This window comes from Terrisporobacter muris (genome assembly GCF_024621905.1).
Taxonomy (GTDB): domain Bacteria; phylum Bacillota; class Clostridia; order Peptostreptococcales; family Peptostreptococcaceae; genus Terrisporobacter; species Terrisporobacter muris.
In genome coordinates this window covers 1-14883 of record NZ_JANKBY010000060.1, presented here as the reverse complement: position 1 = coordinate 14883, position 14883 = coordinate 1, and the positions used below count along the sequence as shown (strand labels likewise).

Genomic DNA, 14883 nt, shown 5'->3' with positions numbered 1-14883 from the left:
AACAGATAGTGGTGGGTTCCAAGTATTTTCTCTAGGACCACTTAGAAAAATAACTGAAGAAGGAGTTCACTTCAGATCACATATAGATGGATCTAAACATTTCATATCTCCAGAAAAAGCTATGGAACTATTTAGTATCTATATAGTTTTTTATAAACTATTTTCTTTTTTTGTTTTACTAGCGCAGTAAATTACATATATAACTACTATTGCAAGGTAAGGTAACATTTGAATAAACTCTATTGGAAGTTTTGCCCCTTGTAAATAGTTACTCATACTTTCCGTGAATCCAAATAGACTTGATGTTAAAAGCCCTACAACTGGATTAGATCCTGCCATGGCTTGAGTAGCAAGTGCTATATATCCTCTTCCTGATGTCATACCTGCTGAGAATAGTGTTACATATCCCATAGATAAAAATGCTCCACCAAGGGCTGCTAATGCTCCACTCATTGTTAATGCTATATATTTAACTCTATTAACACTAATTCCTACAGATTCCGCAGCTTCTGGACTTTCTCCAACAGCTTTAATTCTAAGTCCTAATTTTGTATATTTGAACATCACCCAAACAAGTAATACTAGTATTAATGCCACATACGTTAATATATTATGTCCTGATAATATGTTTCCCACTACTGGTATATTTTCTATTATTGGTATATTTATATTAGGTAAAACTAAAGAATTTAAAGAAGTTGACGCTCCCTTATCTCCTGTTAATAAATATAAACCAAATACTGTCATTCCTGATGCCATTAAGTTTAACGATATACCAGATATTATTATATTTGATTTTAATTTAAGAGCAAAATAAGCAATTATATTACTCATTATTATTCCTGAAAGTACTGCAAATGCTAAACCTGCAAAAGCACTTTGTGTAAAATGACTTGCTGCTACCCCAACAAATGCCGCTGTTAACATTGTACCCTCTAGCGCTATATTTCTAGCTCCTGCACGAGCAGCTATCATAGCTCCTAAAGTCGTTAAAAGTATAGGAGTTGTGGATCTTATAACAGCAAACCAAAAACCATCTTTTAATAAGATATCAAATAGAGCTTCCATTACTTATCGCCCCCTTTGTTTTCATTATTTGCTAAAGCTAATTGGCTTTCTTTTCTTTGTTTTATAAAGTATAAGAATCTTTCAGCTGTAACTAAAAGTATTATTACACCTTGTATAAGAGCAACTATTTCATTTTGTACATCTGTTTGTCTTGACATTATATCTGCACCAACACGCACATATGATAGGAAAAATGCTGCTATTGGTATAAATATTGGATTATTAGATGAAAGTATAGATATTATAACTCCATCCCAAGCATATGTCGGAGCTTGAGACCATTGGAAACGTCTATACATCCCTAGCTTTTCTATAGCACCTCCTATAGCTGCCACAAATCCTGATATAAATGAAGTATAAAGTATGCATCTTTTAGTATTTATTCCTGAGTATTTTGCAAACTCTGGATTAGACCCTACTATTCTTATTTCATAACCCCATTTAGTACGAGTTAAGAAAATATACAATAATACACAAACTATAATAGCTATTATAAATCCACTATGAAGTCTTGTCCCACTAACAATAGTAGAAAGTTGAGCAGTATTTAAAAACTTAAGTGAAGCAAAGTTAGAAGCTTGTCTGTCTGCTAAAAACTTATTTATTATATAAAGCCCTGTATAGAAAAATACATAATTAAGCATTAATGAAGTAACAAGTTCATTTGCTTTATATTTAACCTTGCAAAATGCTGGTATACTTCCTATAAGCCCACCTATAAAACCTGCTATAACTATTGCAACCATAGGATGAACTCCTCCTGGTAGTGGTATCATTATAGCTACAAATGATGCTATAACTGCCCCCATATAGAAAGATGCATCTGTTATCATTGAGAAGTTTCCTGATTTAAAAACTAAACTTAATGATAAACCTGTAAACATTAACGGAACCATCATTTCAAGCACATTAAATATATATCTTTTTGAGCTTACTGGTCCTAAAAGTAAAGTAGATAAGGCTTTAGTTGGATTTTCACTAACTAAAAATATTATTCCACTTGTTATAATAAGTGCTATACCTATAGCAACAAATAATCTTAATAAATCAAAATATTTAAGTATATTAAACTTTTTGTCTTTATGCATAATAAGCACCTCCAATTACTTCCTCACTGTCATGCTTAACTCCTAGCATGTAAAGACCTAATTCTTCTTCAGTTACATTCTTAGCATCCTCTATGTAACCTACTATTTTACCTTCGTGCATAACAATTATACTATCACTTAAAGATAAAACTTCTCCTAAATCTGATGATATAAGAAGTATGGCTTTTTTAGCCTCTCTCATATCTAATATCTTATGTCTTATAAATTCTATTGCCCCAACATCAATTCCACGAGTTGGTTGATTAACTATTAAAAGATCTGAGTCATATAAAAATTCACGTCCTACTATAACCTTTTGTATATTTCCTCCAGATAAATCTTTTATAGATTGTTTTGTATTATCATGCTTTACTATAAATTCTTTTACTAAATTAGTTGTAAATTCTTTTACTTTTCTTAAATCTAGTAATCCTTTTTTATTTAATTCTTTTGACGCATATATTTTAGATATAGCATTGTCTTCTATTGAAAGGTTTGGTGCACTACCAAAATGCAATCTATCTTCAGATACATGAGATATTCCCATTTCCTGTCTTTTTAATATAGATTCTTTTGTAATATCTTTATCTTTTAAAGATATTTTTCCACTTACTATATCAGTAGTTCCTATTATGGCATTTACAAGTTCTGATTGTCCGTTTCCTTCTATACCTGCAACACCTAATATTTGTCCTTCTCTTACTGTAAAGCTCATATTATCTACTACTACGTTCTTAAATTGATTTTTAACTGTTAAGTTGTCAATTTTTAAAACTGTCTTTTCAAAGTTTCCTTCTGTTTTTTCAATATTTAAATCAACATCACGTCCAACCATTAATTTAGATATTTCTTGCTCAGAAAGCTCACTTACTGAATAAGTTCCCATAGTTCTACCATCTCTTAGAACAGTCAACCTATCACAAAGTTCTTTTATTTCGTGAAGCTTATGAGATATAAATATTATTGTGTATCCTTGCTCTTTTAGTAATTTTAATTGTTTAAATAACTCTTCTATCTCTTGTGGTGTAAGTACTGCTGTTGGTTCATCTAGAATTAATATCTTTGCACCTCTATATAATGCTTTTAATATTTCTAGTTTTTGTTTCATTGCTATTGAAATGTCTTTTACTTTAGCTCTTGCGTCAACTTTTAAGTTATACTTAGTTGAAATTTCTTCTGTTTGTTTTATGGCTTCTTCTATATTTATAAACCCTGATTTAGAGGTTTCATGACCTAAAATCAAGTTTTCTGCCACACTTAAAGAGGGCACCAACATAAAATGTTGATGCACCATCCCTATACCTTTTTCTAAGGCTTGTTTAGATGAAGAAAAGTTTACCTGTTCTCCATTTACATATATATCACCACTAGTTTGTGGCATCATTCCAAATAGCATTTTCATTAGAGTTGACTTGCCTGCACCATTTTCACCTATAAGTGCATGAATTTCACCTTCGTTTATAGCAATATTTACATTGTAGTTTGCAACTACACCACCAGGATATACTTTTGTTAAATTACTTACTTTTAATATTTCTTTTGTCATTTAACACACTCCCGATTATTATTTTCATTTAAGCAATGGATATATCTGCAGCGATAGCAAAGATATATCGTTGGCGCTATGAGCATAGCGAATTTTAAGCAACGGATATACCTGTAGTGATAACAAAGGTATATCGTTGGCGCCATGAGCATAGCGAATTTTTTATAAGGGTATAACATTTTTGTTATGCCCTTATATTTATTTAATATTTTATATATTTTCTACTTTGCTGAGTTTATTACTTCTTTTAACTGAGCTTCTTTCATACCTAATGCAGACTTAACTTCTACTTTACCATCTTTTAATTCTTTAGATATTTCAGTTACTCTATTTCTTATTTCTTCACTTATAGTTGAAGTATATATATCATTTTCAGCTAATTCAACAACACCTTCTTTTGCTCCTAAAACATTGTGGCTATTGAATTGTAATGAATTATCTAAGAAAGATTCCATAGTTAAAGCTAATGAGTTGTCTACTCTTTTTAACGCTGAAGAAATTATATATTTTTGTTCTTCTTTTCCTTCGTAAGCTAATGCTTGGTCACTATCCACACCTATAACATATTTTTTAGAATCTCTAGCTGCTTCTACTGATCCTGCTGAAGCTGGTCCAGCTGCTGTAAACACTACATCTGCTCCATTTGAATATTGAGCTAATGTTAATTCTTTAGCTTTTGCTGTATCTGTAAATGAACCTACATAAGCTACTTCAACTTTCATATCTTTATCTATAAACTTAGCTCCTTCTATGTATCCTACTAAGAAGTCGTTTATAACTGCTGATGTATCTCTAGCTCCAACAAATCCTACAACTTTATCTTTATTAGCAAGTTCCATGTCACTTGTAGTAACTAAAGCTGCTAAAGTACCAGCTAAGAATCCTGCTTCATTTTGCTTATATGTCATTGAATATACATTTTCTAAATTATATTCATCATAATTTACATCTGTATCATATATTAAGAATTTCTTTTCAGGATAAAGCTCTGCTGTATTTTCAACATGCTCTTTCATATCCCAACCACCAGTTATTATAACATCAGCGTCTGATTCTGATGCATCTATTAAAGCTGGTTCAAACTTAGTTTGATCAAATCCCATCTCTACAACTTCAACATCAACCTTATCACCAAATTGCTCTTCTATTTTTTCTGCTCCAGCATTTGCTGAATCATTTATACCTTTATCTCCTAATGCTCCTGTTACTAATAATTTCACATTTACTTTATCTGAGCTAGAAGCTGTATCTTCTCCTCCTGCTCCACATCCTACCAAGAAAGTAGCACTTAATCCTATTGCTAATAGTGTTGATAATATTTTTTTCTTAAACATTTACTAATCCTCCCAGTTGTAAACTTGTGTATTGTTTGTATCATTTAATAGTTCTATATATTGATCAAAGTTAAGCTTTTGCTCATACTTTGATAATATTTCTTTTGTTTTTTTACCATCATCTTTTAATAAATCTATTACTGATGATGTAATATATTTCATAGGTAATTCATATGCTAAGTATTTATCTTCTGTTCTAAAATCATTACCATGAATTCTTCCTGCAAATCCTGATACTCCTATTTGAACAGTTGGCATTATATAAGATAAATCTCCTATATCTCCACTAGCAAAAGAATGGCAGTCTTTAAGAATTTTATCTTCATCCATAAATTTAAGCATATTTTCTTTTAATACTTCTGTAAGATTCTTATCTTGAGTAAGAGGTAAATATCCTCCTGTATTCGAAATCTTAACTTGAGCTCCAAGTGCTAATGCTCCACCTTTTATCGCTCTATTTACCTTAGTATCTACATCCATTATTGCATCTAATGTCTTTGCTCTTATGTACATATCTAAAACTACTTTTTCAGGAACACTATTAACACTTGCCCCACCTTCACTTATTACGTAGTGAACCCTTACTGTATCTTCTTCTTTAAATGTTTCTCTTAAATAAGCTATTGCATTTAAAGCTACATTTGCTGCATTTAGTGCATTTACTCCATCCCATGGATTAAGTCCTGCATGTGATGAAACTCCTTTAAAAGTAATTTTTTTACCTAAAAATCCATTTAAACTTGAATTTATTTCTGTATAATATTTATCATTAGGTGGCATAGAATGACAAGATATTATTAAGTCAATATCATTAAACGTATTTAATCTTACCATTTCTTGTTTACCCGACATATAAGATATTTTGTTCTCTTCAATTAAATTTTCTCTATAATTAAAGTCACAATATTCTTCTGCAGGTGTTGCTATAAATGAAATCTTTCCACCTAATTCATTTATAACCTTAGATTCTTTTAATGCAATAAATGAACCAAGTATTGTGCCTATTTGAGCATAGTGACCACAAGAATGAGCACATTCATCTTTTTTTCCTAAGTATTTATGGTCTGTACTAGGAACCGAATCTATTTCGCATAAAAGACCTATATGAGGACCTTTTTTTCCAGAATCTAGTGTAGCTTTAATTCCTGTTATAGCTATATCATTTTTATAATCAATATCATACTTATCAAAAATTTTACAAATTAATTTATTAGTTTCAAACTCTTTAAAACCAAGTTCAGGATTTTCAAATATGTTTTCACCTAAATTAATCATTTCATTTTTTATTGAATTTATTTCATTCCAAATTCTATTATCCATAATACACCTCTACACGAACTATTGTTTTTTTCATTTTCATTTAGTTCGTTTTCCGTTTTTATTATATCATGTTTGGATTAAATTTCAACATATTTCGCGTTTTTTCTACTATTTTTTGTTCTATTTTTTATATTTCATTTGTCTCACATCATAAAATAGTATTATTTTTCAACATTTAACAAGTAAAAGTTATAAATCTCAATAAAAAAGAATCCAACATTTAGTCAGATTCCTTATCTTATTACATTATATTCGAATTTTACATTTTACTCTTTATCATTTGTTCGTATTTATTTCATATATGTTTAGTTTGTTTTAGAACTTATATCTATAAATTCAAATTCTTCTACATCAAATAATCCTTTATCTGTAAGTTTTATATTAGGTATCACTGGTAATGCCAAAAATGCTAAGGTTAAGAATGGATCTATATCCTTACTTACTTTTAATGAGTTATAAGCTATATCTACTAGTTTACTAAACTTAGAATTAACATACTCTATATTTTTATCACTCATTAGCCCACCAATATTTAAAGATAAACTTTCTAGAATTTCATTAGAAGATGAGATTGCAATTCCACCCTCCATACTTATAACTTTATTTACAGCATTTACTATATCTTCATCATTATCCCCCACAACTATAATATTATGTGAGTCATGAGATATGGTTGTAGCTATAGCACCATTTTTTAATTTGAAATTTTCTACTAATCCTATACCTATATTGCCTGTATTTTTATGTCTTTCTATTACTGCTAATTTTAATATATCTTTTTCATTATCATATTCAAACTTATTATCAACTATTTTGACCTTAGCTTTTACCTTTTCAGTTATTAAACTATGCGGCTTTAACGAAATAATATTTACATCTTCTTCACCATCTTCTTTTTCAAAGTAAATTTGTATATTATCTGTATTTATTTTAGAAAGATGAACAGTTTTTAAAACTTTAGAAAAATCTTTTTCTTTTGTTGTAAACAAAGGTTTTTTATCTTTCCCTACCAATTCTCCATCTTTATATACTTCTTCTATATTAAAGTTTTCTAAGTTATCAAATACTATTATATCTGCCTTATATCCTGGAGCTATAGCCCCGACATTTTTTAAGTTATAACAATTTGCCGCGTTTATGGTTGCCATTTGTATTGCCGTTATTGGATCTATCCCATTTTTTATAGCTAACCTTACATTATGATCTATATGACCTTCTTTTAATAAATCCTCTGGGTGTTTATCATCCGTGCATAATAAAATTCTTTGATAGTTATATTGATTAACACCATTTATAAGGTTTTTAAGATCTTTGGTTGCCGAACCTTCCCTTATCATAACATACATGCCTAGTCTTAATTTTTCTAACATTTCTTCTTCTGTTGTACATTCATGGTCTGTATTTACTCCACTTAAAACATATGCATTTAAACCTTCTCCATTTATACGAGGCGCATGACCGTCCACACTTTTGTTGTTTTTGTGAGCTAACTTCAGCTTATCCATTACGTCTTTATCTTTATATATGACACCAGGGTAATTCATCATTTCCCCTAATCCTAAAATCCTTGGATGGTTTATATATTTCTCCAAATCGTCAGCCTTAAGTATTGCTCCTGAATTTTCAAAATTAGTTGCCGGAACACATGAAGGTAACATAACGTATGTATTTAAAGGCAATTCTTCCGTTGAATTTAATATATACTCAACTCCATCAAGACCACAAACATTAGCTATTTCATGTGGATCTGTAATTATTGTAGTCGTTCCTCTAGGGACTATAGCTTTTGAAAATTCCCCTGGCGACAACATAGATGATTCAATGTGAATATGGGAATCTATAAGACCCGGTGCTATATATTTTCCTTTTAAGTCTATGTTAATATCTCCTGTATATTCTCCAATACCTATTATTATTCCATCATGTACTGCCAAATCACCTTCTATAACTTCGTGTGTAAATACATTAACTATATTTGCATTTTTTAATACTAAATTTGGATTTTTATTTTTCATTGATCTGTCGATTAATTCACTAATGTACATAATATTCTCCCAACTATCAAATATTTTTTAAATCCTATAATATCATATTTATATTCCTAGTCAAGTTTTTTTATTAAAATATTTTTTTTATTTCATACAAATATTTCTCTTAAACCTTAAATACCCTATAATATATTTATACATATTTGTAACATCATGTAAATTATGTAATAAGGGGATAAATTTATGAGGAATTTAATAAGAAAATTTTTAGCTATTTTTTTAGCTAGTATGATTAGTTTTTGTAGCTTTCAAAATTTAAGCTACTCTTTTGCCACAGAAAATTCTACACTTTCTAAAGGATATGTTGATATACCATCTTGGATATCTACTCGAGAGTTGAATGTAAGGTCTAAACCTTCTACATCCGCTTCAAAGATAGGTTCTATAAAAAACGGTAACTCAGTAAATATTTTAGATAGTATTGCTAAAATTATAAAAGTAGATGGTAAGAATGTAGTAACAGATCCATGGTATAAAATATCTTATTCAAATAGCTTTGGCTATGTTTCTGCAGATTATATTAAGTTATTAGGAGAAGATAAATCTTATATTCCTAGTAATACAACTTCTATAAAAGGAATAGATGTGAGTTATCATCAAGGAGATATCAACTGGGAAAAAGTAAAAAATGATGGTGTGAAATTTGCTATTATTCGTGCTGGTAGTGGCACTAAAGAAGATAGCAAATTTAAAGAAAATATAAAAGGCGCTTTAGCTGCTGGAATCCAAGTTGGTGTTTATTGGTTCTCCAATGCTTATACAGTTAATGGTGCAAAGGATGAATCTCAAAAATGTATGGAAGTAATTTCACCTTACAAAAGTAAATTATCTTTTCCTGTCTTCTTTGACTATGAAGAATATACTCTAAAGCTAGCTCAAGAAAGTAATTTTAACCTTAGTTTAAGTTCAGTGTCTAATATTTGTAAAACATTTTTATCTAATTTAAAATCAAACGGATATAAATGTGGTATATATACAAACAAAACAGTTTCTAAATATTATCTTAGTGATGCTCTAAGAAATTCTTATGATTTTTGGATAGCTCAGTATAATGATAAATGTACTTACTGGGGAAAATACACCATGTGGCAATATAGCCAAACTGGAAAAGTTAATGGCATAAATGGCAATGTAGATCTAAACTATTACTTTAAGAGTAATCCTATAAGTATGTCAAAAACTACTATAAGTTCTATTTCAGATCAAAAATATACAGGTAGCAAAATAACACCCAGTATAAGTGTTAAATATAATAATAAAACTCTAGTAAAAAATAAAGATTATACTGTATCATTTGAAAAAAACACTAACGTAGGAACTGCAACTGCTACTATAAAGGGTAAAGGTAATTATACTGGTGCAAAAAGTATAACTTTTAAAATTGTTCCCAAAACTGTAACAAATACTAAAGTTTCAAGTACTACTTCTTCAAGTATAAAATTAAGTTGGTCAAAAGTTTCAAGCGCTAATGGATATAGAGTGTATAGATCGACTAGTAAAAATGGAACTTATACTAAAGTAAAAGATATTACTAATAATTCCACTTTAAGTTATACTGATTCTAATTTATATAGTAATAAAAAATATTATTATAAAATAAAATCATTTAAAACTATTAATGGACAAAGGTACTATGGATATTATTCAAGCATAATAAACGGAGAAACAAAATTATCTACACCTTCAGTAAAGTTATCAACACCAAAAAGTAAAAGTATAAAAGTTTCATGGAACAAAGTCTCTGGAGCCAAAGGCTATGATGTTTATAGTTCAACTAGTAAAAAAGGTACTTATTCCAAAAGAACAACTACAAGTAATTTGAATTATACTAATACAGGTCTAACTAAAGGTAAGACCTACTACTATAAAGTAAGGGCCTATAAAATAGTAAATAACAAAAAAGTTTATAGTTCTTATAGTCCTATAAAGTCAATTTCTAGTAAATAATCAAAGAATATAATATATGTTAAAAAAATAAAGGTATTGCTTACTAAGCAATACCTTTATTTTCAAGTTCTATTTTTTTCATTTTTCTATAATAAGTTATCATAAGCGGTATACATGCAGATATCCATGCTATAGGATCTGATAAACAAATACCAGTAAATCCTATAAACTTTGGCAATGTGAATGCAATTATAGCTCTTGCCAATAACTCATAAACTCCTGCCATCATTGGTACAAAAGATTCTCCCATACCTTGAAGTACATTTCTATATACAAATATAAATCCTAATGGTATAAAGAATATAGCTGAATAATTAAATACTAGTTGAGCATATTTAAATATTTCAGGAGTTGGATTTTCCATAAATAAAGTGACAAAATATTTCCCAAGAAATACAAGAACAGATCCTGCTATTAAGCTCGTAACTATTGATACTTTATTCATTATTTTCATCCCATTTTTTATTCTATCAAATCTTCCAGCACCTAAATTTTGTCCTGCATAAGTTGCTATTGTTACACCAAATGAAGTTGATGGTTGCATAACAAGTTGAAGAACTTTAGATGATGCTGTGTATGATGCTATCACAGTTGATCCGAATACATTTATAGCACTTTGGACTATTATGATACCAATTGCTGTTACTGAAAATTGTAATCCCATAGGTATACCAATTTTTAAATGTTTTTTATAATAATTTGATTCAACCTTAAAATCTTCTTTTTTTAATCTTAAAACTCGGAATTTCTTATAACTATAAATTAAACATAAAATAGCTGAAAACCCTTGTGCAATATTAGTAGCATAAGCTGCTCCTGATACCCCCATTTTAAAATTAACTATAAATACCAAGTCTAAAATAACATTAAGAATAGATGAGATTATTAAAAAATATAAAGGTGTCTTACTATCACCTAATGCTCTAAGTACTCCCGCTGCCATATTATAAAGCGCTTGAGTTATAAGTCCTGCGAAAATTATTGTTATATAAGTATCTGCATTATTAAAAATATTATTTGGTGTATTCATCATTCTAAGAAGAGGATTTTTAACTAGTAAAGCTATTACTGTCATTAAAAGAGTCGAAATTAATGTTAATGTAATATTACTAGCTACTGCCTTTTTTACACCTACTTCATTTTTTGCTCCAAACTTTTGAGCAACTAGCACTCCAAATCCACTAGTTAACCCTAATATCATACCATTTACCAAAAAGAACATAGATCCAGTAGAACCAACTGCTGCTAGTGCATCTACCCCTACAAATCTTCCAACTATAATCGTATCAACCATGCTATACAATTGTTGAAACACATTTCCAATTAATAAAGGTATAGAAAAGAATATGAAAATTTTCAAAGGATTCCCCTTAGTCATATCGTTAGTCATATACAGCTTCTCCTATCTTTATTTTTTAAGCTATCAAAATTTTATTATGCTGTAAATAATATTTTTCTAGCTCTATATATACATCTATTACTCTGACATAAATTATTTATAAATCAAATAATTTATAATTTCTTTGTATAATAAAAAAAGCAACCATTACTTTAATAATGTCTGCATTAATTTTTCAATCTTATAAATGATATCAGATAAGAAATTATAGGTCAATAAGTATATTTTAACCTCCCTTTATGAAATCATTTTCAACAAAACAATTTTTTATTTAGTTATAAACGTGAAAAAGATGTACTAAAATTAATACACCTTTTTGGTGACCCATCCGAGACTCGAACTCGGGACACCCTGATTAAAAGTCAGGTGCTCTACCGACTGAGCTAATGAGTCATGAATTTTATTTAATATTTATTCTTAATCTTCCCTTATTATTATCTATTATTCACTTAATTCTATATATTAAACTTATAATTATGTATTAAATTTCAGTTTCAATTCATTTTAAACTATTGATTTGTATTTATGATATAATAAATAATTATAATTAAAAACAAAAGGTGGTAAATTATGACTGACAAAAGAAAAAAAGGAATTTTAGCAAGTTTATTAGCTGGAGCAATGGCTCTTGTAGGATGTTCTAAAAGTGAAATGAATGATGAAGTTAGAACACCTCCAGAAGAACTTCCTGTAGCAACTATCATTATTAAAAATTATGGAACTATTGAGGCTGAACTTTATCCTCATATAGCTCCAAACACTGTAAACAACTTTATATCTTTAGCTAACAGCGGTTTTTATGACGGACTTACTTTCCACAGAGTAATAAAAGACTTTATGATACAAGGTGGAGACCCAAATGGCGATGGTACAGGTGGTCCAGGATACAGTATTAAAGGTGAGTTTACTAAAAATAAATTTAAAAATGATTTAAAACATACAGAAGGTATTTTATCTATGGCCAGAAGCCAAAACAAAAATAGTGGTGGTAGTCAATTTTTTATAATGACTAAAGAAGCTTCTCATTTAGATGGTCAGTATGCTTCATTTGGCAAGGTTACAAGTGGTCTAGATATAGTACATGAAATAGAAAATTCAAAAACAGGCTCAAACGATAAACCTGTAAAAACTATAGTTATAGAATCTATAAAAGTAGACACTAAAGGTGTAAAATATGATGAGCCAGAAAAAATCTAAATTTTATTTATGTCAAATTTAAATACAAAAAAGACGGAATTTCAGGGGTGAAATTACCGTCTTTTCTTAATTATGGGGTATGTTACATTTAAATATTTGTATAATGGGGATTATACTATATTTAAATATAGGGTTTGATGTATTTAAACATGGGGTTGTTTAAATACGGGGTTTTACTACCAAGCCTAAAATAAAAAAACTACCATTTGTTGGTAGTTGCCATTCAAGTTTAAAATCATAAACCTTTGTAAAAAATAGCTTAAGTTTATGACAACAAAGAACTTTTTATTCTTCGGCAACTGGCTGGCATAGTGTGATTAACCTTAGCCCCTATAGCTTTGCGTCTCTAGATTTCTCTAGATTTGCCAATATTTAGCTATTACACTATAAATTATATACACTTTGTTTCACATATGCTAGTATTTATTTATATTTTTTTGTATTTTTTTATTTTTATTTAAAATCACCTTTTATTTGCAATTAAGGCATACTTTAGATACTTTTTTACCCTAATACCTTTTCAAAAGCTATCCTCTCAGAATCGTCTTCTAAATAAATTACACCACAGTACTCAAATCCATTCTTGCTCAAGAACCTTTGCATTGATTGATTTTGTCTATGAGTATCAATTTTAATATGTTTTATATTATTTTCTAAGCAAATTTTCTCTATGTATTTGAATAACTCTCCAGCTACTCCGTGACCTTTTATATTACTAGAAACGGCTACTCTATGTACAACAGCATAATCTCCTTGACTAATCCACTTTCCATCATATATAACATCATAATCACTTTCACCAGAAAAAGACAAATACGCTGTAGCAATTACTTTATCATCTTTTAATAAAACATATGACTCATCACTTTCAATATCATTCATTATACTTTCTTCATTTGGATATCCATTTTGCCATTGATCGATACCATTCGCCTTAAAATAACTTTGAGCTTCTTCAATAATATTTATAATTTCTTTTATATCTGACTTTCTCGACTTTCTAAATTCCATACAACACTCTCCTTTTATCTATTTATATTTATTATATTATAAAAGCCCTCCTAATAAAGAGAGCTTTTTCATATCTAATAAATTATTTACTTTTCTTTTTTTCATGTCTTTTATAAATAAAAAATAATATGCCACTTACAAGTAAGGTTATTATAAATACAATAGCTGCCATGGTGTAATTCTTTGTTCCAAGATAACTTCCTCCAATAGTAGAGGAGATAACCGATGGTACTCTAGCCACTCCTGAAACTAATAAAAATGGTAATAATTTAATAGGCGTAATTCCTGCTACATAAGAAAGAACATCCTTTGGCGTTCCTGGAATTAAAAAAATAAAAAATATGGTCATATATATTTTTTCATTATCTTTTAAAAAGGTCATCTTTTCTAATTTTTCTTTTGATACAAATATTTCAACAAAATCCATTCCAAACTTTTTTGCAAATAAAAATACCACCATTTGCCCTATCAAGGTTCCAATTAAACAATAAACTGATCCCCAAAACCATCCAAAAGCATAACCTGATGCAATTTCAATAGGCTCCCCAGGTACGACTGCTACAATAATTTGAAAAGCAGAAATACCTATCATAATAAATTTACCCCATATTCCAATGTCATTTACCCATGTTCTAAACTCTTTTGGATTTTTCACAAGGGAAACTATTTTGCCTCCTACTGTAAATCCTAGAATAGCAATAACTAGTAGAAATATTACTCCTCCAATTAATAGAATTTTTTTCTTTTTATCTAATTTTTTTATAGCAATTTCCCTCCTGACTTAAAGTATTCTTCTCTTTTCCAACTGTACTTATGTTAACCAAATAGATTTAATAAATTCTTGCTTCAATACACTTATTATTCAATAAATTTTGATTCTATTTTTGCAATAAATTTAACACTTTTTAAATTTTACAATTTTAAT

Annotated in this window: 11 protein-coding genes, 1 tRNA gene, 1 pseudogene and 1 riboswitch; of the genes and pseudogenes, 3 read left to right on the top strand and 10 right to left on the bottom strand. The window is 29.0% G+C overall.

The features are described 5' to 3' along the window. Window positions 1-130: pseudogene (locus NSA58_RS06955) on the top strand (tRNA-guanine transglycosylase); the annotation flags it as partial. A 20-nt stretch (window positions 131-150) separates the two neighbouring features. Here NSA58_RS06955 and NSA58_RS06950 read toward each other — a convergent pair. From NSA58_RS06950 to ade, 6 genes are all read right to left on the bottom strand, one after another. Next, on the bottom strand, window positions 151-1068 hold the full coding sequence (locus NSA58_RS06950) for an ABC transporter permease (RefSeq protein ID WP_039679667.1): 918 nt from the start codon (window positions 1066-1068) through the stop codon (window positions 151-153). After that, complete coding sequence (locus tag NSA58_RS06945) at window positions 1068-2156, bottom strand: ABC transporter permease (RefSeq protein WP_039679668.1); 1089 nt, start codon at window positions 2154-2156, stop codon at window positions 1068-1070. Before NSA58_RS06945 ends, NSA58_RS06950 begins: the two co-directional genes overlap by 1 nt. After that, a complete protein-coding gene (locus NSA58_RS06940) occupies window positions 2149-3702 on the bottom strand; it encodes an ABC transporter ATP-binding protein (RefSeq protein ID WP_039679669.1) in 1554 nt (517 codons plus the stop codon). Before NSA58_RS06940 ends, NSA58_RS06945 begins: the two co-directional genes overlap by 8 nt. A 221-nt stretch (window positions 3703-3923) precedes the next feature. Further along, window positions 3924-5036 (bottom strand): BMP family ABC transporter substrate-binding protein, encoded by a 1113-nt coding sequence (locus NSA58_RS06935; RefSeq protein WP_074429166.1) that lies wholly within the window; start codon window positions 5034-5036, stop codon window positions 3924-3926. A gap of 3 nt (window positions 5037-5039) precedes the next feature. After that, window positions 5040-6356, bottom strand: coding sequence for an amidohydrolase (locus NSA58_RS06930; RefSeq protein ID WP_039679671.1), 1317 nt, complete (start codon window positions 6354-6356; stop codon window positions 5040-5042). Window positions 6357-6661: 305 nt separating this feature from the next. Beyond that, window positions 6662-8401 carry an adenine deaminase gene (gene ade / locus NSA58_RS06925; protein ID WP_039679672.1) on the bottom strand — a complete coding sequence of 580 codons (1740 nt, stop codon included), beginning with the start codon at window positions 8399-8401 and terminating at the stop codon, window positions 6662-6664. Between the two features lie 186 nt (window positions 8402-8587). Between ade and NSA58_RS06920 the strand changes: the two genes are divergently transcribed. After that, complete coding sequence (locus NSA58_RS06920; protein ID WP_074429165.1) at window positions 8588-10351, top strand: GH25 family lysozyme; 1764 nt, start codon at window positions 8588-8590, stop codon at window positions 10349-10351. Between the two features lie 43 nt (window positions 10352-10394). Here the strand turns inward: NSA58_RS06920 and NSA58_RS06915 are convergent, their stop codons facing one another. Next, window positions 10395-11741 carry an MATE family efflux transporter gene (locus tag NSA58_RS06915; RefSeq protein ID WP_039679673.1) on the bottom strand — a complete coding sequence of 449 codons (1347 nt, stop codon included), beginning with the start codon at window positions 11739-11741 and terminating at the stop codon, window positions 10395-10397. Window positions 11742-12067: 326 nt separating this feature from the next. Continuing rightward, window positions 12068-12143: transfer RNA gene (locus tag NSA58_RS06910), tRNA-Lys, on the bottom strand. A gap of 177 nt (window positions 12144-12320) precedes the next feature. On the opposite strand from NSA58_RS06910, the gene NSA58_RS06905 reads away from it, so the two are divergent. Next, entirely contained in the window at window positions 12321-12947 is a 627-nt protein-coding gene (locus tag NSA58_RS06905) for a peptidylprolyl isomerase (protein ID WP_074429164.1), read from the top strand. Between the two features lie 291 nt (window positions 12948-13238). Beyond that, window positions 13239-13324: riboswitch (cyclic di-GMP riboswitch) on the bottom strand. A gap of 127 nt (window positions 13325-13451) precedes the next feature. On the opposite strand, the gene NSA58_RS06900 is transcribed toward NSA58_RS06905, so the two are convergent. Together NSA58_RS06900 and NSA58_RS06895 are read right to left on the bottom strand one after the other, a co-directional pair. Then, window positions 13452-13958, bottom strand: coding sequence for a GNAT family N-acetyltransferase (locus tag NSA58_RS06900; protein ID WP_039679674.1), 507 nt, complete (start codon window positions 13956-13958; stop codon window positions 13452-13454). Window positions 13959-14040: 82 nt separating this feature from the next. Beyond that, on the bottom strand, window positions 14041-14613 hold the full coding sequence (locus tag NSA58_RS06895) for a TVP38/TMEM64 family protein (RefSeq protein WP_052232977.1): 573 nt from the start codon (window positions 14611-14613) through the stop codon (window positions 14041-14043). Window positions 14614-14883: the final 270 nt, after the last annotated feature.

Bases quoted from the DNA above. Each gene is read 5' to 3' on its own strand.
- NSA58_RS06905 (WP_074429164.1), top strand. From the start codon at position 12,321: ATGACTGACAAAAGAAAAAAAGGAATTTTAGCAAGTTTATTAGCTGGA.
- NSA58_RS06935 (WP_074429166.1), bottom strand. From the start codon at position 5,036: ATGTTTAAGAAAAAAATATTATCAACACTATTAGCAATAGGATTAAGT.
- ade (WP_039679672.1), bottom strand. From the start codon at position 8,401: ATGTACATTAGTGAATTAATCGACAGATCAATGAAAAATAAAAATCCA.
- NSA58_RS06920 (WP_074429165.1), top strand. From the start codon at position 8,588: ATGAGGAATTTAATAAGAAAATTTTTAGCTATTTTTTTAGCTAGTATG.
- NSA58_RS06930 (WP_039679671.1), bottom strand. From the start codon at position 6,356: ATGGATAATAGAATTTGGAATGAAATAAATTCAATAAAAAATGAAATG.
- NSA58_RS06915 (WP_039679673.1), bottom strand. From the start codon at position 11,741: ATGACTAACGATATGACTAAGGGGAATCCTTTGAAAATTTTCATATTC.
- NSA58_RS06940 (WP_039679669.1), bottom strand. From the start codon at position 3,702: ATGACAAAAGAAATATTAAAAGTAAGTAATTTAACAAAAGTATATCCT.
- NSA58_RS06950 (WP_039679667.1), bottom strand. From the start codon at position 1,068: ATGGAAGCTCTATTTGATATCTTATTAAAAGATGGTTTTTGGTTTGCT.
- NSA58_RS06945 (WP_039679668.1), bottom strand. From the start codon at position 2,156: ATGCATAAAGACAAAAAGTTTAATATACTTAAATATTTTGATTTATTA.
- NSA58_RS06900 (WP_039679674.1), bottom strand. From the start codon at position 13,958: ATGGAATTTAGAAAGTCGAGAAAGTCAGATATAAAAGAAATTATAAAT.